This is a genomic window from Rossellomorea aquimaris TF-12, assembly GCF_001648555.1.
In the GTDB taxonomy this organism is placed as follows: Bacteria; Bacillota; Bacilli; order Bacillales; family Bacillaceae_B; genus Rossellomorea; species Rossellomorea aquimaris.
Window position 1 is genome coordinate 219,011 of record NZ_LQXM01000025.1, and the last position, 22,740, is coordinate 241,750.

The 22,740-nt window shown below is 38.5% G+C and carries 24 protein-coding genes; 8 read left to right on the top strand and 16 right to left on the bottom strand.

What is annotated here, in order from left to right; translation table 11 throughout:
- Positions 1–12 precede the first annotated feature (12 nt).
- From gvpN to IQI_RS07675, 9 genes are all read right to left on the bottom strand, one after another.
- Positions 13–936: a gas vesicle protein GvpN gene (gene gvpN, locus IQI_RS07635; protein WP_064092052.1), complete on the bottom strand. Its 924-nt coding sequence runs from the start codon at positions 934–936 to the stop codon at positions 13–15.
- A gap of 24 nt (positions 937–960) precedes the next feature.
- Positions 961–1,227: a gas vesicle protein GvpO gene (gene gvpO / locus IQI_RS07640; RefSeq protein WP_064092053.1), complete on the bottom strand. Its 267-nt coding sequence runs from the start codon at positions 1,225–1,227 to the stop codon at positions 961–963.
- 83 nt (positions 1,228–1,310) lie between these two features.
- Positions 1,311–1,571, bottom strand: coding sequence for a gas vesicle protein GvpJ (gene gvpJ / locus IQI_RS07645; RefSeq protein WP_064092054.1), 261 nt, complete (start codon positions 1,569–1,571; stop codon positions 1,311–1,313).
- Positions 1,572–1,589: 18 nt separating this feature from the next.
- Positions 1,590–2,066, bottom strand: coding sequence for a gas vesicle protein GvpQ (gene gvpQ, locus IQI_RS07650; RefSeq protein ID WP_064092055.1), 477 nt, complete (start codon positions 2,064–2,066; stop codon positions 1,590–1,592).
- A 31-nt stretch (positions 2,067–2,097) separates the two neighbouring features.
- Entirely contained in the window at positions 2,098–2,565 is a 468-nt protein-coding gene (gene gvpT, locus IQI_RS07655) for a GvpT/GvpP family gas vesicle accessory protein (protein ID WP_156509862.1), read from the bottom strand.
- Between the two features lie 43 nt (positions 2,566–2,608).
- Positions 2,609–2,869, bottom strand: coding sequence for a gas vesicle structural protein GvpA (gene gvpA, locus IQI_RS07660; RefSeq protein ID WP_064092057.1), 261 nt, complete (start codon positions 2,867–2,869; stop codon positions 2,609–2,611).
- A 632-nt stretch (positions 2,870–3,501) separates the two neighbouring features.
- Positions 3,502–4,098 (bottom strand): uL1 family ribosomal protein, encoded by a 597-nt coding sequence (locus tag IQI_RS07665; RefSeq protein ID WP_064092058.1) that lies wholly within the window; start codon positions 4,096–4,098, stop codon positions 3,502–3,504.
- Between the two features lie 9 nt (positions 4,099–4,107).
- Positions 4,108–5,283, bottom strand: coding sequence for a ParM/StbA family protein (locus IQI_RS07670; RefSeq protein WP_064092059.1), 1,176 nt, complete (start codon positions 5,281–5,283; stop codon positions 4,108–4,110).
- Between the two features lie 504 nt (positions 5,284–5,787).
- Positions 5,788–6,795 carry an NADP-dependent oxidoreductase gene (locus IQI_RS07675; protein ID WP_064092060.1) on the bottom strand — a complete coding sequence of 336 codons (1,008 nt, stop codon included), beginning with the start codon at positions 6,793–6,795 and terminating at the stop codon, positions 5,788–5,790.
- Positions 6,796–6,971: 176 nt separating this feature from the next.
- Here IQI_RS07675 and IQI_RS07680 point away from each other — a divergent pair, with 176 nt between their 5' ends.
- Positions 6,972–7,913: an MBL fold metallo-hydrolase gene (locus tag IQI_RS07680; RefSeq protein ID WP_064092061.1), complete on the top strand. Its 942-nt coding sequence runs from the start codon at positions 6,972–6,974 to the stop codon at positions 7,911–7,913.
- Positions 7,914–8,148: 235 nt separating this feature from the next.
- Here the strand turns inward: IQI_RS07680 and IQI_RS21165 are convergent, their stop codons facing one another.
- Positions 8,149–8,277 carry a hypothetical protein gene (locus tag IQI_RS21165; RefSeq protein ID WP_268874481.1) on the bottom strand — a complete coding sequence of 43 codons (129 nt, stop codon included), beginning with the start codon at positions 8,275–8,277 and terminating at the stop codon, positions 8,149–8,151.
- A 154-nt stretch (positions 8,278–8,431) separates the two neighbouring features.
- On the opposite strand from IQI_RS21165, the gene IQI_RS07685 reads away from it, so the two are divergent.
- Positions 8,432–9,340, top strand: a complete 909-nt coding sequence (locus IQI_RS07685) for a Gfo/Idh/MocA family protein (protein ID WP_064092062.1) — start codon at positions 8,432–8,434, stop codon at positions 9,338–9,340.
- A 64-nt stretch (positions 9,341–9,404) separates the two neighbouring features.
- Here IQI_RS07685 and IQI_RS20815 read toward each other — a convergent pair whose 3' ends face one another.
- Entirely contained in the window at positions 9,405–9,554 is a 150-nt protein-coding gene (locus tag IQI_RS20815) for a hypothetical protein (protein WP_197489719.1), read from the bottom strand.
- 207 nt (positions 9,555–9,761) lie between these two features.
- On the opposite strand from IQI_RS20815, the gene IQI_RS07690 reads away from it, so the two are divergent.
- Complete coding sequence (locus tag IQI_RS07690; RefSeq protein WP_064092063.1) at positions 9,762–10,955, top strand: MFS transporter; 1,194 nt, start codon at positions 9,762–9,764, stop codon at positions 10,953–10,955.
- Between the two features lie 68 nt (positions 10,956–11,023).
- Here IQI_RS07690 and IQI_RS07695 read toward each other — a convergent pair whose 3' ends face one another.
- Entirely contained in the window at positions 11,024–12,529 is a 1,506-nt protein-coding gene (locus IQI_RS07695) for a malate:quinone oxidoreductase (protein ID WP_064092064.1), read from the bottom strand.
- Positions 12,530–12,870: 341 nt separating this feature from the next.
- On the opposite strand from IQI_RS07695, the gene IQI_RS07700 reads away from it, so the two are divergent.
- Complete coding sequence (locus IQI_RS07700; protein WP_064092065.1) at positions 12,871–14,142, top strand: hypothetical protein; 1,272 nt, start codon at positions 12,871–12,873, stop codon at positions 14,140–14,142.
- Between the two features lie 67 nt (positions 14,143–14,209).
- Here IQI_RS07700 and IQI_RS07705 read toward each other — a convergent pair whose 3' ends face one another.
- On the bottom strand, positions 14,210–15,445 hold the full coding sequence (locus IQI_RS07705) for an MFS transporter (RefSeq protein ID WP_064092066.1): 1,236 nt from the start codon (positions 15,443–15,445) through the stop codon (positions 14,210–14,212).
- Between the two features lie 235 nt (positions 15,446–15,680).
- Between IQI_RS07705 and IQI_RS07710 the strand changes: the two genes are divergently transcribed.
- The 4 genes from IQI_RS07710 to IQI_RS07725 all read left to right on the top strand — a co-directional run bounded on the left by IQI_RS07710 (position 15,681) and on the right by IQI_RS07725 (position 20,490).
- Positions 15,681–16,058, top strand: coding sequence for a VOC family protein (locus IQI_RS07710; RefSeq protein WP_064092067.1), 378 nt, complete (start codon positions 15,681–15,683; stop codon positions 16,056–16,058).
- A 179-nt stretch (positions 16,059–16,237) separates the two neighbouring features.
- Positions 16,238–17,764, top strand: a complete 1,527-nt coding sequence (locus tag IQI_RS07715; RefSeq protein WP_064092068.1) for a vanadium-dependent haloperoxidase — start codon at positions 16,238–16,240, stop codon at positions 17,762–17,764.
- A gap of 286 nt (positions 17,765–18,050) precedes the next feature.
- Entirely contained in the window at positions 18,051–19,082 is a 1,032-nt protein-coding gene (gene adhP, locus IQI_RS07720) for an alcohol dehydrogenase AdhP (protein WP_064092069.1), read from the top strand.
- Positions 19,083–19,494: 412 nt separating this feature from the next.
- Entirely contained in the window at positions 19,495–20,490 is a 996-nt protein-coding gene (locus IQI_RS07725) for a tRNA dihydrouridine synthase (RefSeq protein WP_064092070.1), read from the top strand.
- Between the two features lie 91 nt (positions 20,491–20,581).
- Here IQI_RS07725 and rlmH read toward each other — a convergent pair whose 3' ends face one another.
- The 3 genes from rlmH to IQI_RS07740 form a co-directional block, all read right to left on the bottom strand.
- Positions 20,582–21,061, bottom strand: a complete 480-nt coding sequence (gene rlmH, locus IQI_RS07730; RefSeq protein ID WP_064092071.1) for a 23S rRNA (pseudouridine(1915)-N(3))-methyltransferase RlmH — start codon at positions 21,059–21,061, stop codon at positions 20,582–20,584.
- A gap of 94 nt (positions 21,062–21,155) precedes the next feature.
- Entirely contained in the window at positions 21,156–21,314 is a 159-nt protein-coding gene (locus tag IQI_RS07735; RefSeq protein WP_064092072.1) for a CxxH/CxxC protein, read from the bottom strand.
- 122 nt (positions 21,315–21,436) lie between these two features.
- Entirely contained in the window at positions 21,437–22,672 is a 1,236-nt protein-coding gene (locus IQI_RS07740) for a S1C family serine protease (RefSeq protein WP_064092073.1), read from the bottom strand.
- Positions 22,673–22,740: the final 68 nt, after the last annotated feature.

Sequence of the window (22,740 nt, forward strand, 5' to 3'; positions counted from 1 at the left end):
GGATACTCTCCTTTATTCTTCAGTTACCTTCATTTTTTTACATGCATCTATAATCAATTTGTTTGCTTTTTCTTTCGGATTGTCAGCTTCAATACCTCGACTAACACTATGAGCTAATATATCAATACATAGACGTTGAAAAGCTGAATCCTTTCCATCTATGGGAGTGTCTGATTCAATGGCGAGCCTTGCTATCATTAAGGAAGCACGCAAGCTCGGACCATTCATTTCTTTTGTGCATTGATCCCGTAACTGTGAAACAAGATTCGTGATTGCCTTCGCTTCACCTATAACTAGATTCGCTTTTTCAGAGACAATCATCGCCTCTTGCTCTGCATTCTTAAAATCTATGTTTATTGTGATTAATCGATCTAATAATGCGTCCTGTGTTTCATATACTCCTGCATACTCTGCTGGATTACTAGTAAATATAATGGCAAAATCAGGGTGTACTTTTATAAATGGTTCCGTTAATTTCGAACCATAAAGAGGAATAACCCCTTCTTCTAAAATAGATAAAAAGATATTGTTAGTCGTCGGCTTTGAACGGGTGAATTCGTCGTATACAAGGGTATATCCGTTTTTCACGGCCTCTAGTAGACGTCCGTCCCGCCAAGTTTCTGTTACACTCTCGTCTTTTTTATAGACTGAACGAATATACTGGTCCACGACCTTTTTACTTGTATATCCTGTAAAGTCACCTATTAAATCTTTATTATTTAGTTCATGATTTCCATGCATCAGCATGACGGGTCTTTTTCTTTTTTTCGCTAGAGCGAGAGCAAGGGATGTTTTCCCGGCTCCAGAAGGGCCTGTAAAATGCACAGGATAACCAGCCTTAAGATATTGCAACGACCTCGAAAGCAATTCTTTCGTTTCATCGTCTTGTATTAATGCTCTACTATCCTTGTTAATCCTTTTCGTTAAGACCGTCACTTCCCATTCCCTCCTACTTGCTCACTACATCTCCTGGCCAATTGCACTTCTATAACGAACATCTTGACGTTTAAACGACGTTACTTCCTTATCTTTATCAAGAAGTACTTCGTACGTTCCAAGCATTTCGTCTTTGGCATATTTCTTCATATATTCTTTTTCTTCAATAACCTCTACGGTTAACTTCCAGCCTTCGTCTTCAGTCGTTTCTACTGAAGTGATTTTATGAACAGGAGCTACATGTTCGTTGAAGAATTCTGCAACATTATTCATGATTTCCTTAATCTTCATAGTCGCCTCCTACTGATTAAATGGAGGGTGAGAGGGTGACCCTTTTCGGGACACCTTCACAATCCATCTAACAAGTTTTTTAGTTAAATACTAAACTGCGAACTTCTTTCATTTTGCTGAGATGCAAGTCCATTTTCTTCTACATCATCTCGTAGTAATCCGACTGCCTCAGCATAACGTAACCACGTATCCACACTGGCAATAACTACTCTCGCTTCAATAGTTAATATTTCAATACCAACCACGGACACTCTTGCAAAGGCGTCAATGACAATTCCTTTATCGAGAATCCGATCAATTACCTCTGCTAAACTGGAGCTATCGTTCGTTTTTTGAATGGCCATTTGTTATTCTCCTTCCGGTCATCTTGAACTCATTGTTTTAATGTCTTTGGATGACTTGATCTTTTCCGAGCTTTTGATTTCTGTTGAGCTTTTTATATTCATAGAGCTCTTAATCTCACTGACGCTTTTAATGTTTCCAGCGCCTTTTAGTTTTGTTTTTCCATCATCAGATGAAGACATTTTTTTCTGGAATTCTTCACCAGCTTCTTTTGCATTCCCTAGCTTTTCACGTAGAGAAAGTAAGACATCCTGGACTTTTTCCTTCGCTTCTTCTGCTTTTGTATGAACCTTGTCAGCGTTCTCTTCTTTTTTATCATCTAAGTTCTCAGAAGCCTCTTCTGCTTTTGACTGAACTCCTTCTTGTACATTGTCTTGTACGTTTTCAACGAACATATCTTTCGCATTGTCTTTCATTGCATCTTTTACTGGCTCTGGAGTATGCTCGACTACTTTTTTGGCCGCTTTACCGACAGCTTTTTTTACTGGCTTACTCATCTAATCCCACCTTCAGAGAAGCGAAGAACCGTTATTTTTTGGATTCCACAAGACTATTTAACATTTCCTCTATTCGTTCAAGTCGCTCATTTAAGTTCTTGTTTTCTTCTTTTATTTCTTCCAATTCTTCTGATTGATTTTGTGTGCTTTCCTCTGATGATACGTTTGCTTCTTCACTTTTCTTCCTTGGTGATAGCAATCCGCCTTCATATTTACTCATATAACCGGTTGCTGTTTGTCTTAATGTAATTAGAGCTTGTTCTGTTATAAATTCCTGTGCCGATCTTCGCAATTCTTTTCCTGCAGCTCTTACCACCTCTGACTTCCCTAACCCATCTACGACTTTCTTACTTGTACCAGGGTTCGATAATAATCCAATCCCGGCACCGACAACTCCACCAAGGATGGCGTAGTTCATGGATACTCTGTTTTCCCCAGTATCTTCAGTTGTTTGTGTATCCTTCTCTTCCACTTGTTGATTGTTCTCCTTGTCTGCCATATTCATCCTCTTTTCTTTTAAAATGTTCTATTTTTTAAAATGGTTAAATACTAAACTGAGAGTTTCTTTCATTCTTTTGATTCGCAAGTCCTTCTTCTTGAACCTCATCTCTTAGAAGTCCGACTGCTTCTGCATACCGTAACCATGTATCAACGCTGGCAATAACAACTCTGGCTTCCACTGTAAGAATTTCAATCCCTACCAAGGAAACTCTAGCAAATGCATCAATAACGATTCCTTTATCCAGGATTCTGTCGATTACCTCAGCGAGACTTGAGCTATCATTACTTTTTTGAATACTCATTTTATCTCTCCTCTTTATTGGTGTAGCCAATGAACAAATGAACAGTTGATACTTTTCAAAATGGATTGTTCTTCATCCGTATATCGGTGTATACCTCGTTTTCTTACCCTCTTAAACCAGGCTTTGGTAATGTTTTGAAGTGAACAACCATTTTTTATACATCTTTAAATCTTTAACACTATATTTGTAATAATTTTTTCAATAGATAACTGGATTTTTGCCAATTTCGTTCAAAATACAATACAAAAATTTCAATTAGGTTACAGGTTTATTTATATTATTTCGCTTGATTTTAGAGTAGATGTGTGAGTGGTTTGAAAGTGGCTTTAACCGCTAATCAACTAGGTAATCTGGTCTGTATAAGCATTCAAACGGTCTGGTTTTTGTGACATTTGATCTAATTCGCTGAGTATCTTCTCTTTTTAGGGGTTAAGGGAGAATGATTAATGTTCGATTTCTAATTCATTGTATAATCTTGCTGAAGCAAGCCGAAATCTTGCCAATTTTGGTGAGAATCTAGCCAATTCCTTTCATAATCTTGCCGGAAATATTAAGAATCTTGCCGCTTCCCAATAAAATCCAAACAAAAAACCAGCATAACCATCCAATTGGTCATACTGGTTCTTTATCACTTACTTATTCATTTGGGAAAGAAAGTCACCTAATAAATCTTCCATACTTTCTTCTTTAGGTTCTTCTTCTATTACTTCCTGTGTTTTCATTGCGCTTTCCCAATCAAAATTATCTAATTCAGCATCAGTAGAGTAAGAACGCTCATCTTCTATTTCCTCTTCAGGAGAATCATTGATTACTTGATCAATAGACCACTCACGAGAAGAATCATTACTTGCTGCTGTTTCTTCTTGAAGATAAAGTGCTTCATCAATATCTAACGCACTACTGCTTAAGGAAGCGAGAAGAGAGGCTGTCCGAACAGGATTCGATAAAAGTTGATAAACAATGCTTCCTAATAGAGCTTCAGAGTGTTCGTGCTTCAACCAATCTCGTTGGGACTTGTCCAATCCTTTAGGAAGCGGGATGGTAATGGCTTCTCGCTGTTTTGAAATGTTATCATTAACACCACTCACCACAAGCTCTGCAATTTTACTAGAGAAATTTCTCTTTTCCGTTTCCTTCAGCCTTTGTAAATGCTTTAGAACATGATCAGGTGTATCAGAAGGAATCCGAAATGTAATCGGCTGCCCCCTCGACATTCCCTTTTCTTTCATATCATCACCCTATTTGGTTTTCGCTAATTTTTGTTCTTCTTTTTGTGTTTCTTTTTGATTTTTGCGAGCATAGTCAGCGATTAGCTTATAGTAAGCATTCGCCATCATCCAGATACTCTCTTTTTCATCTTCAAAGAAGTCAATGTTGTAGCCATCAAGATTGTTATTAAGCGTTTTGATATATTCCTTCAGAACACTGGAACCTCCACCTATGAAATAGCAGATTTCCGTTTGAGAGTTCTTTTGCCACATATTACGAAGGTGGCGATACTGCTTTTTCGCAAGTTCAAGCATAATACGATCCACGATGTCGTGTACGCTTGTGCGACTTCCTTTAACCATTATATGATTACGGTCATTTTTCTTCGTAATGATTTCAACTACATCACGACGACTATCTAACTCGATGCCGTGTCTTGAACGAATTTCTTCCCGAATCATTTCAAGGGATTCAGAAACTCCCAGGTTAAAACCTTGTGCTTTATCATCATCTACTTTTCTATCTTTAATAACAGCGATATCCGTTGATAACCCACCGACATCTTGAATTAAAATTCGTTTATCGATGAGATCTTTATTAATGATGTTTAAATTGTTGTCCATTACCAGATTGATAAATGCGGCGAATCCTTCTGGATATACTTTTACTTCATCAAACTTAATGTTCACCTTGATTCCCTGATAGCGAGGAGTGACTAAAAACTCCACTTGGTGAACAGATCCTAATAGTTTAGAACGGTATCCAACGTCTTTTCCTTCCTTCACTTCACGAAGTGGAAGACCAGTACCTAATGTATAATTTGCTTCTATTACATTATTATTCTTTTTAAAATGGGAATCCTGACGCGCTGCATCTAGAGCAATGGAAGCAAACAGCATGATGAGTGTTTGGTCTTCTTCTGATTTACTGCTACCTGGATCCAATTCAGTAGAGTTATTGCTCTTAGTAGCTAAATTTCCAACACGATAAATAGCATTATTGTCTGATAGAGTAGGGGAGTGGACACGGATATGTATGCCGTCTAGTGGATCTTGTGTGTCCAGCTCTTCTATACCAATGATAGGGCGATCTTCAATGTCTCTTGCAATAACGTTCGGGATATTCACCTCAGAGTCCATTTTTCCAAAAATACCTTTAAGAGAATCATTACCAACGTCAATTGCTGCAATACGAGGGTTTGTCACAAAAATCATCCTTTCTTTCATGAGTAAGAATTTGTCAAAAAATTTCAACTCTTAATTAAAGAGTAAACATTTTTTTGTTATTGGTCAATCCTACTTTCCTATCTATTACACAAATGTAATGTAAGGGGGAGGTTGTATACAATTTGTTTATTTGTATACGAAACTCGTACACATGCTTATAAATCAACATGTGTACACTTATGTATACTTGTACACTTTGTTGTACACAATTGTATACATTTTTGTTTACTTGTACACTTATTTGTAAACTTACATATTTTTCAACTTTTCTCGTACTTTTTCTCTCCCCTACTTTCACCTAACGAATCATTTTTTAAGAAATAGAAATAGTATTTCATTAGGAAGTAGTATGAAATTTTCAACTAAACGTGTCTCCCCTCCCCTGAAAAAGTAGAAGAATTAAATTCCTCAGGAAATAATAGAGGGCATTTTTGCTTGAAATAAAAAAACCTACACTAGCCTAAGCAGTGTAGTTAATACCCATTAACTATTCTTCATCTTAATAATGACTTTTCCTTTTGCTCTACCTGTTTCAACATAATCAATCGCCTTTTGAGCATCCTCTAAAGGATACACCTTATCGATTATTGGACGAATACTTCCCTTTTCAACAAGCTCCTTGATTTGTTCCAACTGAGCACCACTAGGCTTCATAAATAAGAAGTGATAGCTTACGTTAAACTTTTTCTCTAACGCCGTTATCTTTCTGCTAATGAGGGAGAAGAGGATGCTTTTAATAAGACCTAATCGATTCTCTACGGCAAATTTTCTGTTAGGGAGACCTGAAACAGAAACAATTTGCCCCTTGGGTTTAAGAATACGAAACGATTTATGTAAGTTTTCACCACCTAAAGTATCAAATACAGCATCATATTCTTCCAACACTTCCTCAAATGATTCTTCCTTGTAATTAATAACTCTATCTGCACCAAGTGACGTCACTAATTCAAAGCCTTTATCACTTGCAGTGGTCGCTACATAGACACCCATTTCTTTTGCCAGTTGTATAGCAAAGGTCCCTACTCCACCTGAGCCTGCATGAATGAGGAGTTTTTGATTCTTCTTAAGCTGAAGTACTTCATGAAATGCCTGCCAAGTAGTTAAACCTACAAGAGGAAGGGAAGCTGCTTCTTCAAAACTCACATTTTTTGGTTTTAGGGCAATATCGTCCTCGTGAACAGAAATGAATTCGGCAAAGGTACCGATACGGTTCTTTCTAGGTCTTCCATATACCTCGTCTCCAATGGTGAAATTCGTAACCTTTGAACCGATTTGAATCACTTTTCCTGAAAAATCATTTCCTAATATCAATGGCATCTCGTAGGTTAAAAGGACTTTCACTTTTCCATCTCTTATTTTAAAATCGATAGGGTTTATACTTGCTGCATGTATTTCTACTAATAAGTCCTTTTCTCCAATCGTTGGATTTGGAAGACTAGCAAGCTGCAGAGGTACATTATTACCATATTTAGATATAACCATAGCTTTCATTTTTATCATCCTCACAAAGCAAATGTTAAGTCCTATGAGCGTATTTTGCTTTCTTTCATTCTAAAAGTCAAATATATGAAGCAACGTTTGCACTTTTGGCAACAGTATAGAAGGGAAAATCACTAAAATATCTAATTAATAAAAAAGAGTTTATTTTAAAAGACTGGAGAATAAGAATGAATGCAGAACTGGACTATAAATCTTTCACACTTAAAGAAGTAAGAAAAGGAGTTTATGCGGCTTTAATAAAGAAAGGACAAGGAGCATGGGGAAATGCCGGTATTATTGACCTTGGAGACGAATTGCTAGTTTTTGATACCTTTGCTTCACCTCAAGCTGCTCAAGAACTAAGAATAGCTGCTGAGACCCTTACTGGTAAGCAAGTCCGTTATGCCATCAATAGCCATGTGCATTTTGATCATACTTTTGGCAACCAAATATTTAGAGATGCTCACATTATATCTTCCACAACAACACGTAACGAACTTTCTAAAATAAATCTAATGGAGTTAATAAATCAATTTGGACCATACATTGCTCAGTTAGAAGAACAGGCTGAGAAAATGTCAGATCCCATAAAAAAGCAGGAATTCTTCGAAGAAGATATTTCTGAAAAAATACGTTTAAAAGACAATCTACACCATATAGACCTGACTCTTCCATCTATAACTTTTAACCGGAAGCTCTCATTACATGGAACAAAACGAACAGCTGAACTCATCAGTTTCGGACCAGGCCACTCACCTGACGACACCATACTCTATTTACCTGAAGATTACGTTCTCTTTGCAGGGGATTTAATTTCTGTGAACTTTCACCCATTGCTTGCCCCTAATGGAGATTATCATAACTGGCAAAAGGCTTTAATGACCATAGCTGACCTTGATATAGAGACCATTGTGCCTGGTCATGGCAATGTTAGCGACCGAGAGGCTATACACTCCATGATTTCATACATTTCTGAAATAGTCGATTTAGTTATTACTTCAGGTGAAGGTGGAAGTTCCCTCGAAGAATTACTTAAAAAGCCCATTCTTGAAGCCTTTAACGATTGGCATGGATCTTATGTATATGAATGGAATCTAAAGACACTTTTTAATCTAAATAAAAAAAACTAAGAGAAATTGCGAGAGGAAGTCTTCACCTTCCTCCCTACTTCATTTGTGTTATTTTGACACTATTCATTGAAGCTTCTTTTATTGTAAGGAATTGGGGGCGGGTATCTTCGTGAGTTTTGGGATAGCGCCTCACAATCTAGCATCCATTCAGATTGAAAAGTTTAAAAGCACTCACATTGAATCAATTGACGAAAACATCCAAAAAAGAGACTGACAGCCTATTTAGCCCTACACTCTATTTTTTCTTTTGTTGACTCTTCAATTTATTCATTTCCAGCTCAGCTGCATACTCCTCTTGAGTCTTGCCTTGCTTCTGACTCTCAGATTGAATTTTCTTGAATTTGTTATCATTTTGATTTGGCATTTTCTCACCTCCTTGCAACATCGTTATTATAAACAGTTACTAGTATTTTATACCCGCTATACCTGACTATGTATAAATTATTTGATAATAAAAATCCCTCATTATATACTTTCTCTAACGAGACGAACGTTTTAAAAAAGATAGGAGGAGACATATGAGAATAGGTATTATTGGACTTGGAGATATTGCGCAAAAAGCTTACTTACCGGTTCTTTCTGAAAAAGAAGGGATTGAATTGGTGCTTTGTACTAGAAACGAAGAGACACTAACTAAACTATCCAAAAAATATAGAATTGAGGAAACCGTTCATAACGTTGAGGGACTACTCTCAAAGAATATCGATGCGGCATTTGTAAGTACAGCAACAGAAGCGCACTTTGATATAGCGGAGACATTGCTTAAAAATGGGATCCATACCTATATCGACAAGCCTCTATCGTTAGACTTCAATGAAACTGAAAGAATAGTAAAGCTCTCAAAAGAAACTGGTAAAATCGCTATGATTGGTTTTAACAGAAGATTTATTCCAAGAGTAAAAGAGCTCAAGGATTACGGAAAAGCTAGTTTGATTATTATGCAAAAGAATCGTTTTGCCTCTCCAGATTACGTAAGAAGATTTGTTGTAGAGGATTTTATTCACGTTGTCGATACGCTGAGATTTTTGATGGATACGGACGTACAAGATGTAAAGGTGGAATACCTTAAAAACGGTGAAATGCTTGATCATTTAGTCATACAGCTTATAGGAGATGGCTGTACAGCCATGGGAATCATGAATAGAAATGGTGGCGTAACAGAGGAAATCATTGAATATATGACGGGACACCACAAATATGTAGTAAATAGTCTTGTTGAAACCACACACTATCATGGTAAAGAAACGAGTATTACAAAGTTCGGTGACTGGGAGCCAACACTTTATAAACGAGGCTTTTATCAAATCGTTGATACTTTTTTAGATTGTGTTAAACAGAACAAAATGCCTGATCCATCGATTGATGATTCCCTTACGACCCATGAAATTTGTGAAAGAATAGTAAATTATATCGAACGTGAACTGTAAGTAGAGAGGAGTGCCGGCATATCGGCACTCTTTTTATTAAAACCCCTTAAACTATACCTACTTCTTACTCATCATCGATTTCTCCATCACCAAGCTCATCTTCTTCTTCAACGTCTTCTACCTGCTCTCCTTCTTCAGGTTTTTCATCATTTCCGCATCCCCCAAATAAGAACAAAGAAAAGGTAAATAAAAACAGCATAAAGAACTTTTTCATTTTGAAAAAACCTCCTTAGTTTTATTTTTTTCTAATTTTGTTGGAAATATGTAAAGTTCATTCCTATTTAAGCCTAGATTAGAGATAGCAAAATTTTTAGTAGGAATGGATTATACATACATAAGGGTTTTCCACATAAAGATGGTTTGTGGTATGATTACTTAATTGTTTATCTATCATAAATAGAATCTAAGAAAAGAGGTACTTATGAACAGCACAGAATTAACCAAGAAACATTGGTTACTCATCTTAACCCTTAGCTTATTAACATTTGTTCTTGGAACAAGCGAATTTGTGATTGTGGGGATTTTAACGGAGATTTCCTCGAATCTACATATATCAAACGCGAAAGCAGGCACACTCGTTTCTGCCTTTGCGCTGACGTTTGCCATTGCCACACCAATCGTGATGTCTGTAACGAGCCATTTTCCTAAACGAAAGTGGATGTTGTATTTAATAGGATCCTTTATCATCCTGAATGCTTTATGTGTTATTTCGACGAACTACACTTTGCTTCTTGTCCTTAGGATGATAACTGCCATAATAACAGGCGTACTCATCTCACTTGCCATGATTGTTGCAAGCGAAACGATGCCCGTCACAAAACGTGGCATTGCTATATCATTTGTATTCGGTGGATTTACCCTTGCTAACGTAGTTGGGGTACCCATTGGTACTGTGGTCGCACAATGGTACGGATGGAATGCCACCTTTATGCTGACGACTTTCTTGGGGGTATTGGCTTTCTTGTCCTGCTACTTTATCCTTCCTAGTAAGCTTAGCCAAGTACGTAGTTCAATACGAGATCAGTTTTCATTATTAACCCATCCTAGAATTCTAATTGCTTTCTTCATTCCTGCACTTGGATTTGGTGCAACGTATGCGGTATTCACCTTTCTGGTTCCAATGTTGGAAGGGATGGGAGCACCTAATAATTCCATTAGCTTAATCCTGTTTGGGTATGGATTTATTTCCATCTTCAGCAACATCCTTGCAGGTAAAATCGCTAACGAAAACGCCATGGGTCGACTACGATTTGTTTTTCTTGTACAAGCCCTTGTACTGGTCAGTTTATTTTGGACGACAAATGACTTTATATTAGGACTGGTAAATATAAGTTTAATGTCATTAATGGCTATACTCCTGACTACATCTACCCAGTTGTATTTAATCGACCTTGCTGGAATTTATCAGCCTAAAGCAACAGGACTCGCCGCTTCACTAATGCCGGTGGCCAGCAATGTAGGGATCGCATTTGGTTCTGCAATAGGGGGATTTGTATACGGTCAAGCAGGTTTAATGAATGTTACATGGGCCGGAGGGGTTTTGGCAGTCTGCGCCAGTCTGCTCACTTTCATTAGTCATTTTCTTGATCAAAAGCAAAAGAGATCGGCCATTTAAGTTAATATGAAAAAAGAACCTTTAATCCATATGCGGATTAAAGGTTCTTTTTTATTGGAAAGAATGCATTAACTATATGCCAACTCTTGCTCTTTATCACTTAAGCCAAGTGTCTTAGCAGTTGATGATTGAATTTCATGAATAAGCTCTGGATTTTCCATTAAAGACAAACCATAAGAAGGAATCATTTCCTTCAGTTTTGGTTCCCACTCCTTCATATGCTGAGGGAAGCATTTATCTAATACCTCTAGCATAACGTGAACGGCCGTGGAAGCACCTGGAGAAGCGCCTAGCAGTGCAGCGACTGAGCCATCTGCAGCGCTCACCACTTCTGTACCAAATTGAAGAGTTCCTTTCCCTGCATCTGTATCTTTAATCACTTGCACACGTTGACCCGCTACAACAATATCCCAATCATCGCTATTGGCGTTCGGGATAAACTCTCTTAATTCTTCCATACGCTTTTCATTCGATAGCAGTACTTGTTGAATCAGATATTTTGTCAATCCCATCTCCTTCAGGCCTGCAGCGAGCATCGTGAAAAGATTATTTGGTTTGACAGAACCGATTAAATCTAAATTCGAACCCGTTTTTAAGAACTTCGGTGAGAAGCCGGCAAATGGGCCAAACAGTAACGATTTTTTGTTATCGATAAACCGTGTATCAAGGTGCGGTACCGACATTGGAGGCGCACCAACCTTGGCTTTCCCATACACTTTGGCGTGATGCTGGGCTACCACTTCTGGATTGTTACATACCATGAATAGTCCGCTTACAGGGAATCCTCCAATTTGTTTGGATTCAGGAATTCCGGTTTTTTGCAGTAATGGCAGACTTCCGCCGCCACCACCGATAAAGACGAATTTCGCCGTATGATATTCGATTCTGCCGTTTTCTATATTATGCACTTTTACTTCCCATGAGCCATCAGAAGTACGTTTAATATCCTCTACACTATGCTTGTAGTTAATCTCAACGTTTTCACTCTTTAAATGGTCAAACAACTTCCGAGTTAACGCACCGAAGTTGACATCGGTTCCAGAGTCAATTTTGGTCGCTGCTATCGGTTCATTCGAAGTACGACCTTCCATAATCAGTGGAATCCATTCCTTCAGCTTTTCAGGATTATCTGAGAATTCCATGCCTTGAAACAAGGGATTGTCTGACAGCGCTTCCAAACGATTTTTTAAAAAAGCTACATTTTCTGTCCCTTGTACTAAGCTCATATGAGGGATAGGCATGATAAAGTCCTTCGGATTGCCAATCAGATTTCGGTTTACAAGATAAGACCAAAACTGTCTTGAAAGCTGAAACTGTTCATTAATTTTTATCGCTTTGCTAATGTCGATGGATCCGTCCGATTTTTCGGATGTATAGTTAAGCTCGCACAGTGCAGAATGACCCGTCCCAGCATTATTCCATTCGTTCGAGCTTTCTTCTCCTGCATTTGCGAGTTTCTCAAACACTTTGATTTCCCATTCGGGTGCTAACTCTTTCAGCAAAGATCCCAAAGTCGCGCTCATGACTCCGGCACCAATTAAGATAACGTCTGTTTTTGTCTGTGAATTACTCATTATAACCTTCCTTATCCCTTATATTTGCAGGTGCTCCTGCTCAGGTGTCACAAAAAGCCAGGCGCGACCTAGGAATACACCTTTTCTGTCTTAATTATAACTATATCATAGTCTATTATAATTATTTATAGATTAAGAAAACTACTATTATCTGATAATTATAAACTATTTTGAGCTAGGAAAAAAGGAAAAGTCCTTTCACTGGCAATAGAAATACGCCCTAATTTTTGATTTACTATATATTTCGTGTCTTCTATCAAATTTTCAAAAATCAGGTTTCTAGTCCACACCCTTTATAAAATTCATGAGTACTTTATAAGGACAAGGAGATGACGAATACTATGAACAAAGAGTACTTGTCCGAAATGATTACTAAAAGGATTAACAAGTATTTTGAAATAAAGAGAGAACACATTCGAAAGAATAGATGGATTAAAATCAAAAAGGTTAAACTATTAAATGATACTACCGTTGTATGTGAGTTTGAATCTTCTGATACTATTGAGGATGTCATTCTGGAAGATTTTTTTGCTGAGTATGATCGAGATATCACACATGTCCCCAAAAGCATTCTTGTAATCCCCGCCTTATCAAACCTTTGCACCATTGCATGGGTGTTAAGGGCTAACATATTGTTGGATGAACTCGATCTGGATTTTTATCAATCCTTAAATACGATAAAAAAATCCTTTCAATCACTTTATCCTACTATTAAATTTGAAGGGGATATCTTCCCAAATAAACTAGTAAGGAATCGAGAATATACAAAGAATAAGAGTTTAGTATTATTTAGTGGAGGAATTGATTCAACAGCCACATTTGTAAGAAACCGTTCTGAACAACCTTTATTGCTAACTGGATGGGGGCCGGATATTAACTTAAAAAAAGAAACAACCTGGGATCATGTAAAAGAAAGAATGATATTCTTTAGTGAGAAGCATCAATTGGAATACAGCTTTGTAAAATCCAATATGAGTGTGTTTTTTCGCCGCTTACCCCTTACCAAAAAGATTAACCGAACGAGTAAAACCATGCTTTACTGGTATCCCCATATTCAACATGGGATTGCACTATTAGGTCTAACTGCTCCACTAACGTATGCAAACGGAATAGAAAAAGTCTATATAGCCTCTAGTAATTCTGCAGAATTTCCCCTTCCATACGGGTCACACCCAACGATTGAAAATAATACCCAATGGGGTGAAACGACTTGCATTTATGATGGATACGAATACAACAGGCAAGAAAAAATCATGATTATAAAAGATTTCATTGATATGGTGGACCCAGACTTACAAATAAGAGTCTGCTTTATTTCACCAACCGGCGAAAACTGCAGCAAATGCTCTAAATGTAAGGACACTATTACAGGAATCGTGTTGGAAGGACTAAACCCTAATAAGCACGGGTTTAGTATGGACGAGCAAATATTTGACTCTATAAGAAACAACTTTGAAAGTGGTCGTCGAAAACTTACATCGGGAATGTACTATCGGTGGATCGATATACAAAGAAGAGCAAAAACTCATTTAGAACAGGTACCAGAAGAATACAAAGGTTTTTTTGAATGGCTTGTAGAAGTTGATTTGGAGGATTTTAGAAGTGGAAATTGAGAAGATTATAGGACGATGGAAGAATACCAGGAAGGATGATCTTTGACCTGGTATTCTTTTTAATGGTTTAATTGTTTACTTTTAGAGTTTCATTCATACGTGTACTAGATAATACGCCTGCAAGAAAAGGTAATAAGGCAACTAGTCCAATTGCCCATGTTACCCCCATTGCATCTGCTATAATACCTGCAATTAGAGCACCAAATGCGTAGCCACTATCTCTCCAAAATCTATATACTCCCATAGAGGATGCGCGCCAATTAGGTGCAGCAACATCACCGATAGCAGCTTGTAATGTTGGATAGACCATGGCAGTTCCTAAACCTAATAGAATTGCTCCAGTAACCCATAAGTAAAAATGATTAACTATTAGAATGAACCAAAGTGCAAGTGCTTGTGTCCACATTCCGTAGGTGATTAATTTCTTTCTACCAATCTTATCACTTAGGACCCCTGTAAATAATTGAAACAATCCCCATGCAGCAGGATACAGCGCCACTATTGCACCTATTTCGCTAACACTTAACCCTACAGTAGTAAAATAGATGGGAAAAAGCCCCCATGCCATTCCATCTTTTAAATTGGTAGATAGTCCTGAGAAACTGATGATGGAGAGATTTTTATTTTTCCATGTTGTGAAATGAAAGACCTCCATCGAGGATAAGCCTTTTTCACTTTTTATACTTGTTGAATCTCTTTGAATTTGAATTTTAAGATGATGCCCTGTATCTTTTACGATCAACGTTAATACGATTCCAACAATGACAATACCAATACCTATATAAAATGGTTCCGGTCTTAATGAATAAGACGAAGCTACATACCCTGATACTGCTGCTAATATTGCCACACCAGAATACCCTGCAAATTCATTTAATCCTACCGCTGTTCCTCTTTGATTTGCCTTAGAGATATCTATTTTCATATTGACAGTCATAGACCACGTTAATCCCTGATTAATCCCTAAAAGAATATTGGCAAAAACGATAATCCACCATGCCTGTGCAAATATAATCAATATAGGAACAAATAAACCTATGATCCAACCTATTAACAGCACTTTTTTTCGACCAAATCTATCGGCTATCTGTCCTGCAAAATAATTTACAATCGCTTTAGAAAAACCAAAACTAATAATAAATGATAGTGCAGCACTAGTTGAAGCTAATCCAAACTGCTCTTCACCTAATATCGGCAGAACGGTTCGTTCGATTCCTACCATCGAACCGACAAATAGGTTCGTTACTACGAGCAAAAGAAACTGAAATAGATTCTCTCTTATTCCAATCTTAGGTTGCTCCATTCTATTCACCTCCACAATCCACTCAACCATTATGACTATTTCTACTCTTTGTTTTACCACTATTCGTAGTAAGGTTCAACAAAGTACACCTTAAAAAGAAATTTTTTCCATTAGTGTGTATAATTAAAATATATACTACATTTTTGTGCGGACGGTATCATGAATGAGAATGCTTCCGCTAACTTACTAAACTAGTGAATACTAAAGAAATTGGTTTATTGAAGGGAGAAATAAAATGGACACTACATTGCTTCAGAAAATCGGACAAATCGGCGTACCTGTTAAAGACTTGAATAGAGCACTAGATTTTTATCAAGAGAAACTAAGTCTCTCTCTTTTATTTAACACGGACAGCATGGCATTCTTTGAAAGTAACGGGGTGAGACTTATGTTAACACTCCCGGAAAAAGAGGAGTTTTCTCACTCTAGCTCAGTGATTTATTTTCAAGTAGACAATATTAAAGATGCCTATCATACCTTATTAGAAAAAGAAGTAACCTTTATGGATGAACCGCATGTTGTTGCCAAGATGGAACAATCAGAAACCTGGATGACCTTTTTTAAAGACACAGAGGGTAATACTCATGCGCTAATGAGCGAAGTACACGTTTAATAAAATCAACAGGAGGTCGTCCATATACGGACGACCTCTTTCTCTTAAATTCTTCTCAAAGGTCCCTATTATTTGTAATCATATGTTAAATAAAGGACGAAATGACCACTCTATCAGCCTACCCCTTTCTATTTTTTTCACATAAAATAATACAACCCATAAAGAAAGGAGTATGTCATTTGATATTCAAGATAATAAGAGGGTATTTGTCAGCGTTAAAACGACGACTAAAGGCCTTTATCATTCGAGTCAAAGCAGCGTTATTCTACAAAACACTTCCGGTCCAGAGCCACCCCAATAACGGAGACGAGAAAAGATATTCGGATAAAATAGCTAATTTTTCAAAAGGCTTACCTCATAATAAACTAGGTGAGGTAGATGTTGATGCTTATCACAAGTATATTCAGATATTGAAGTCTGGCGATCCCGATGATTTTGAAAACCTTCCACTTGCCGGTGAAAGGAAGCTGGTTAATCCTCAAGCTGCTTATGCATTTGAAATGGCTGGACCAGACAGTCACCAATTGGTTCTACCACCAGCTCCGTCCTTCAATAGTTCAGAAATTGCTGCTGAAATGGTCGAACTATACTGGCAAGCACTTACACGAGATGTTCCGTTCAACAACTATGACTCAAACCCCTTAACGATTGCAGCCGCCAAAGAGCTTTCTAGGTTATCAGATTTTCAAGGTCCTAAAGTTGAAGGTAAAGTCACCACGAAAACACTATTCCGAGACAACCTTCCAGGAGCGTTGACTGGCCCCTATATTTCACAATTTCTTTGGAAAGACATCCCTTATGTATCCTCAAAGATTACCCAACGCTATCGCACAACGAAAGCAAAGGAAGACTATTTAACCGACTACGATGATTGGCTTGCCGTTCAGAATGGCTTCATACCACCTGGACCTAATTATGATCCTACCCTCCGGTATATTCGAAATGGACGAGATATGGCTGAATTCGTTCACAACGATTTATCCATTGAAAGTGGATTAAACGCTTGTTTGATCCTCCATAGTTATGGGAGTGTTGCACTGGATAAGAATAACCCTTATCTCCACTCTGACACACAAGTAGGATTTTCTACATTCGGAATTCCCCATATATTGAATTTTGTAACCAAAGTAGCCCGCCCTGGTTTAGAAATGGCCTGGTTTCAAAAATGGCTTGTCCACCGACGCCTTCGCCCTGAAGAATTCGGCGGACGTATCCACAACAAACTGACAAGAAAAGCTGATTATCCTATTCATCGTGATGTACTATGTTCAAAAGCATTAAAAAAAACCTATAAAAAATACGGCTCCTATCTATTGCCTCAAGCCTACCCTGAAGGCTGTCCTACCCATCCATCCTACCCCGCCGGCCACTCAACATTTGTCGGAGCCACAGTGACCATTTTGAAGGCATTCTACGACGAAACTTTCGTGATTCCTGATCCGGTGGTAGCAACAAGTAACGGCTGTTCCTTAGTACCCTATGAGGGTCCACCTCTCACTGTTGGTGGCGAATTGAATAAGCTGGCGTATAATATTGCGATTGGACGGGATGCAGCCGGTGTTCACTATCGTGCTAGTGGTATCCGTGGCTTGGAACTTGGGGAAAAAGTAGCCATTGGCATCCTACGCGATTATAAGGACACGTATAATGAAAATTTCAAGGGATTTACTTTAACAAAATTCGATGGTACTACGATCACAATTTAATAGGTTGCAATAAATAGACTCAAGCAGACATCTTGGCAGGATGTCTGCTTGAGTTTGTTTGATTTTACCTTGTTATGATGTTTTTGGTTTCGATGATCAGATCTTGAGTATTTGATCCGCTTTAATCAAAGTTCGAACTTTGTTCAATATTTCACATAGTATTTATTATGAAAGATGATAAGATGAAATTGTAATGATGATGACTTAAATTTGGTTCAAGTACTCCCCATAAAAATAGGGAAAGAAACTCATTAAAACTCTAAAACACAAAAGGAGAAATCACATTATGAAAGCAGTAATCGTTAATCCAAAAGCTAAATCAAATATTGAAGTTATTGAAAAAGAATTGCGACCTTTGAAATCTGGAGAAGCCTTAGTTGATGTAGAATACTGTGGTGTATGTCATACGGATTTACACGTTGCATCCGGTGACTTTGGAAATGTCGAGGGTCGAATCCTTGGTCATGAAGGAATCGGTATTGTTTCTAAAGTAGCTAATGATGTGACTAGCTTAAGTATAGGAGATAGAGTCAGCATCGCATGGATGTTCCATGCTTGTGGCAGATGTGAGTATTGTACAACAGGCAGGGAAACATTTTGCCGAAACGTCCAAAATGCGGGTTACAGCGTGGACGGAGGAATGGCTGAACAATGCATCGTAAAAGCTGATTATGCAGTAAAAGTACCTGATGGACTAGATCCCGCTCAAGCTAGCAGTATCACATGCGCCGGTGTCACTACTTACAAAGCCATCAAGGTCTCTGACATTAAAGCAGGTCAATGGATTGTCATATATGGCTGTGGTGGACTAGGAAACCTTGCTATCCAATATGCTAAACACGTCTTTAATGCAAAGGTTATCGCTGTGGACATCAATGATGATAAATTAGCCCTGGCTAAAGAAATTGGGGCAGATATGATCATCAACCCTATCACACAAGGGGATGCTGACAAAATTATTCAAGAACAACTTGGTGGAGCTCATGCCGCAGTGGTAACAGCCGTTTCTAAAGCAGCGTTCAATTCAGCAGTCGATGCAGTACGAGCGTGTGGGAAGGTGGTAGCTGTAGGATTACCATCAGAAACCATGGACCTGAATATTCCACGACTTGTCCTGGATGGCATTGAAGTAATCGGATCTTTGGTGGGAACCCGTAAAGACCTAGAAGAAGCTTTCCAATTCGGGGCAGAAGGTAAAGTCGTACCCATTGTCCAAACTCGTTGCTTACACGAAGTAAAAGATGTATTTGAAGAGATGGAGCAAGGGAAGATTCAGGGTCGTATGGTGATTGATTTTAAACAACACGAGTGTAAATAATTAGGTTGAAAGAGGCTGGATTACTTGAGAAAGGTGGAGTGATTCAGCTTTTTTTGGTTTGAATATTTTTTGATTTAGAGGCGTAATTTGGGAGGGTTTAATGAGGACTTTCCCCATTTTTTTTGGTCCATAATTATACCTAAAATTACCCATACAAAAAACCTTCCTATACAATGAAAGGCTTACGGTCACGTTTTGAAACCCGTATTGATGGAACAACTTCCATGCTCCGTTTATCGATATATAAACTTCCATCTTTTGTAATACACTTCAGTCCCCTTGCACTTTTCCCTAAATACCATTAAAGTATATACTGGTTGAATTCCACCCACATAGGGAATGGATAATACTAGTCATCTCACTTTTAAATTTTGGGAACATGCTTCCCTTAAGGAAAGGGTTTAAATATACTATGAAAAATAATTTTTGGCATGAGTTGCCTCGGCCGTTTTTTGTTTTGGCACCGATGGAAGCCGTGACCGATGTCGTTTTTCGTCATGTCGTAAGTGAAGCGGCGAGACCTGACGTATTTTTTACAGAGTTTACAAATACGGAAAGCTACTGTCATCCAAAAGGAAAAGACAGCGTAAGGGGGCGACTGACGTTCACTGAAGATGAACAACCGATCGTCGCCCATATTTGGGGAGACAAGCCTGAATACTTCCGTGAAACGAGTATCGGTGTAGCAAAAATGGGCTTTCGCGGAATCGATATCAATATGGGTTGTCCTGTGCACAATGTCGCAGCGAACGGGAAAGGCTCAGGTCTGATCCGCCGCCCAGATGTCGCAGCGGAAATCATCCAGGCAGCCAAAGCAGGAGGACTTCCTGTCAGCGTGAAGACCCGCCTCGGTTATACCAAAGTGGAGGAATGGCACGACTGGCTGAAGCACCTCCTGGAACAGGATATCGTCAATCTATCCATCCACCTTCGTACCAAGAAGGAAATGAGCGACGTCGATGCTCACTGGGAGCTGATTCCAGAGATCGTGAAACTCCGTGACGAAGTCGCTCCTCATACATTACTGACGATCAACGGAGACATCCCTGACCGTCAGAAGGGACTCGAACTCGCAGAGAAATACGGAGTGGACGGCATCATGATCGGACGGGGGATCTTCCATAACCCGTTCGCTTTCGAAACAGAGAAAAAAGAACATACCAGCCAAGAGCTGCTTGATCTCCTAAGATTACAGCTGGATCTTCATGATAAGTATTCAGATGAACTGGAGCCGCGTCCTTTCAAACCACTACGCCGCTTCTTTAAGATTTACGTACGTGGATTCCGGGGAGCAAGTGAACTACGAAATCGTCTGATGGAATCAGTATCCACCGACGAAGTTCGTGCTTTGCTTGATGAGTATGCAGATAGAGTAAGAGAAGAGGAAGGGTTTTCTGTGTCAAATTAAAGACTCTCTCTTTTTAAAAAGGGGTCATCCCCCCAGTAAGTTAACACTTACTGGGGGGATGACCTTTTTCTCTTATTACAACTTTTGGGCTTTATTTATGGTACGGTTCCCCCCGATTAATCCGAAAAGCCCGATAAATCTGCTCAACCAAAATCAATCGCATCAACTGATGAGGAAACGTCATCTTAGAAAACGAGAGGGTCTCGTTTGAACGCTTAATGACATCATCACTTAAACCTAACGATCCACCAATCACAAATGCCACTTTGCTTTTACCATACGTAGCGAGCTTGTCCAGGTTATCCGCCAGTTCTTCTGATGAACGCATTTTTCCTTGTATCGCCAGGGCAATGACGTGGTGATCAGGAGAGATTTTTGCTAAGATTCGTTCTCCTTCTTTATTTTTCACTTGTTCCATTTCGAGATCGCTTAATACTTCAGGTGCTTTCTCGTCAGCAAGCTCGATTATTTCTATTTTAGAATAGGATCCAAGACGTTTTACGTACTCGCTGATCCCTTGTTTTAAGTATTTTTCTTTTAATTTACCTACCGTTATAATTGTGATATTCACTATCCACACTCTCTTTACAAACAATTTACAAACACGTTATCCACAGAAATTATCCACATATCCACATTCTCAATCCATATATCGTATGAGAATATTAGTTCGCCACAATATATATTGCGTTATTCCCACAATATTCACAGGTTGTGGATAACTGTTTTTCCTTGGAAAGCTCCGTTAATTGAGGCGCTACCTCATGCTCATCGACAATAATATCCATGGCAAGCTCTACATGCTCTAAACAACAGTAAATCATGTGATGTCCTCCTCTATTATGATGAGTTTTATCGATTATTCTTTTATCCACAGGTAATCATATCACGTAAAGAAAAAGCAGGAAAGAGTGCTCTCCTTTCCTGCTTTCCACTTATCCACATCTTATAAACGAGATTCATCTGTCAATTTCATATTTACTTCTTTCACTTCACCATTTCGATAGATCTTTACTTTCATCTGATCATTTACTTCTTTTTTGTTGTAAAGATGCTTTCGTAAATCAATGACATTCTCTATTTTTTCACCATCTAGTTCGACAATTACGTCCAGTTCCTGTAATCCGGCTTGAGCAGCAGGTGAATTAGGAACGGTTTGACGAATCATAACCCCGTAATTAATGTCTTTTGGTAGCTTTAATGTTTCTTGTTGATGGTATGCAGAGATTTGATTTACATCTTCCAGCGAGACACCCATTGCAGGTCGTTTTACTTCACCATATCTTTCAAGGTCTTCAATAATAGGCTGAGCGTAATTAATTGGAATCGCAAGTCCAATTCCCTCTACGGCTTGTTGAGCAATTTTCATGGAATTGATCCCAATTAGCTGCCCTGAAATATTCACTAATGCTCCACCACTGTTACCCGGATTAATCGCCGCATCTGTTTGTAATACTTCTGCCTGCCAATCTTGCATTCCGTCCTGGTTAATATCAACCGGGATCGTTCTCTCTAGCCCTGATACCACTCCTTGAGTGACTGAACCGGAAAATTGAAGACCTAGAGGATTTCCAATGGCAATGACAGGTTCACCAGCCTTCAATTTGCTTGAATTACCGAACTCAACAATGTCATCTTTTTTTATTTTGCTTCCATCGATTTCAATTACGGCTAAATCAGTCCAAACATCTGCTCCACGCAGCTTCGCTGGTAATTTTGTCCCATCTGCCAGGGTCACTTCTAATTGGGAGGAGCCTTCCACAACGTGATTATTTGTCACAATGTATACCTTATCTCCTTCTTTTTTATACATGACTCCAGAGCCTGTTGAGCCACCTTGCTCTTGGCCTTCACCTTGGCCCCAAAAACTCGTCGATTGAATATTGGTGATTCCTACAACAGAATCTCCTGCTTTCTCAACAGCTTTCGTGACGTCAGTCGTAACATCAACTGATACACTTTTTGTCGTACCATTGTGATAGGCTTCATCCGTTTCCTTTAAGTCTTGATCTGGTTCTATTGAATACGGTAATATATTTAAGTTTGTTAATTGAGGAATCGCTACAATGACCAAAATAGCTCCAAGTATAACTCCTAACAAGCCGGCGAGGAACATTCCTCCGCGGTTCCCTTTTTGTCTACGTCTACCTTCATTATGATAATCTTGGTCATAATATCCCATGTACTTTCATCCTTTCTCACTACTATTCCTTTTATTATTTTCTCTATACAAGCTTTATTATAGTCAGG

Excerpts from the sequence above, each read along its gene's own strand:
- gvpO (WP_064092053.1), bottom strand. The coding sequence starts at position 1,227 with ATGAAGATTAAGGAAATCATGAATAATGTTGCAGAATTCTTCAACGAA.
- gvpJ (WP_064092054.1), bottom strand. The coding sequence starts at position 1,571 with ATGGCCATTCAAAAAACGAACGATAGCTCCAGTTTAGCAGAGGTAATT.
- gvpQ (WP_064092055.1), bottom strand. The coding sequence starts at position 2,066 with ATGAGTAAGCCAGTAAAAAAAGCTGTCGGTAAAGCGGCCAAAAAAGTA.
- gvpT (WP_156509862.1), bottom strand. The coding sequence starts at position 2,565 with ATGGCAGACAAGGAGAACAATCAACAAGTGGAAGAGAAGGATACACAA.
- gvpA (WP_064092057.1), bottom strand. The coding sequence starts at position 2,869 with ATGAGTATTCAAAAAAGTAATGATAGCTCAAGTCTCGCTGAGGTAATC.
- IQI_RS07665 (WP_064092058.1), bottom strand. The coding sequence starts at position 4,098 with ATGAAAGAAAAGGGAATGTCGAGGGGGCAGCCGATTACATTTCGGATT.
- IQI_RS07675 (WP_064092060.1), bottom strand. The coding sequence starts at position 6,795 with ATGAAAGCTATGGTTATATCTAAATATGGTAATAATGTACCTCTGCAG.
- IQI_RS07680 (WP_064092061.1), top strand. The coding sequence starts at position 6,972 with ATGAATGCAGAACTGGACTATAAATCTTTCACACTTAAAGAAGTAAGA.
- IQI_RS21165 (WP_268874481.1), bottom strand. The coding sequence starts at position 8,277 with ATGCCAAATCAAAATGATAACAAATTCAAGAAAATTCAATCTGAGAGT.
- IQI_RS07685 (WP_064092062.1), top strand. The coding sequence starts at position 8,432 with ATGAGAATAGGTATTATTGGACTTGGAGATATTGCGCAAAAAGCTTAC.
- IQI_RS20815 (WP_197489719.1), bottom strand. The coding sequence starts at position 9,554 with ATGAAAAAGTTCTTTATGCTGTTTTTATTTACCTTTTCTTTGTTCTTA.
- IQI_RS07690 (WP_064092063.1), top strand. The coding sequence starts at position 9,762 with ATGAACAGCACAGAATTAACCAAGAAACATTGGTTACTCATCTTAACC.
- IQI_RS07695 (WP_064092064.1), bottom strand. The coding sequence starts at position 12,529 with ATGAGTAATTCACAGACAAAAACAGACGTTATCTTAATTGGTGCCGGA.
- IQI_RS07700 (WP_064092065.1), top strand. The coding sequence starts at position 12,871 with ATGAACAAAGAGTACTTGTCCGAAATGATTACTAAAAGGATTAACAAG.
- IQI_RS07705 (WP_064092066.1), bottom strand. The coding sequence starts at position 15,445 with ATGGAGCAACCTAAGATTGGAATAAGAGAGAATCTATTTCAGTTTCTT.
- IQI_RS07710 (WP_064092067.1), top strand. The coding sequence starts at position 15,681 with ATGGACACTACATTGCTTCAGAAAATCGGACAAATCGGCGTACCTGTT.
- adhP (WP_064092069.1), top strand. The coding sequence starts at position 18,051 with ATGAAAGCAGTAATCGTTAATCCAAAAGCTAAATCAAATATTGAAGTT.
- IQI_RS07725 (WP_064092070.1), top strand. The coding sequence starts at position 19,495 with ATGAAAAATAATTTTTGGCATGAGTTGCCTCGGCCGTTTTTTGTTTTG.
- IQI_RS07735 (WP_064092072.1), bottom strand. The coding sequence starts at position 21,314 with ATGATTTACTGTTGTTTAGAGCATGTAGAGCTTGCCATGGATATTATT.
- IQI_RS07740 (WP_064092073.1), bottom strand. The coding sequence starts at position 22,672 with ATGGGATATTATGACCAAGATTATCATAATGAAGGTAGACGTAGACAA.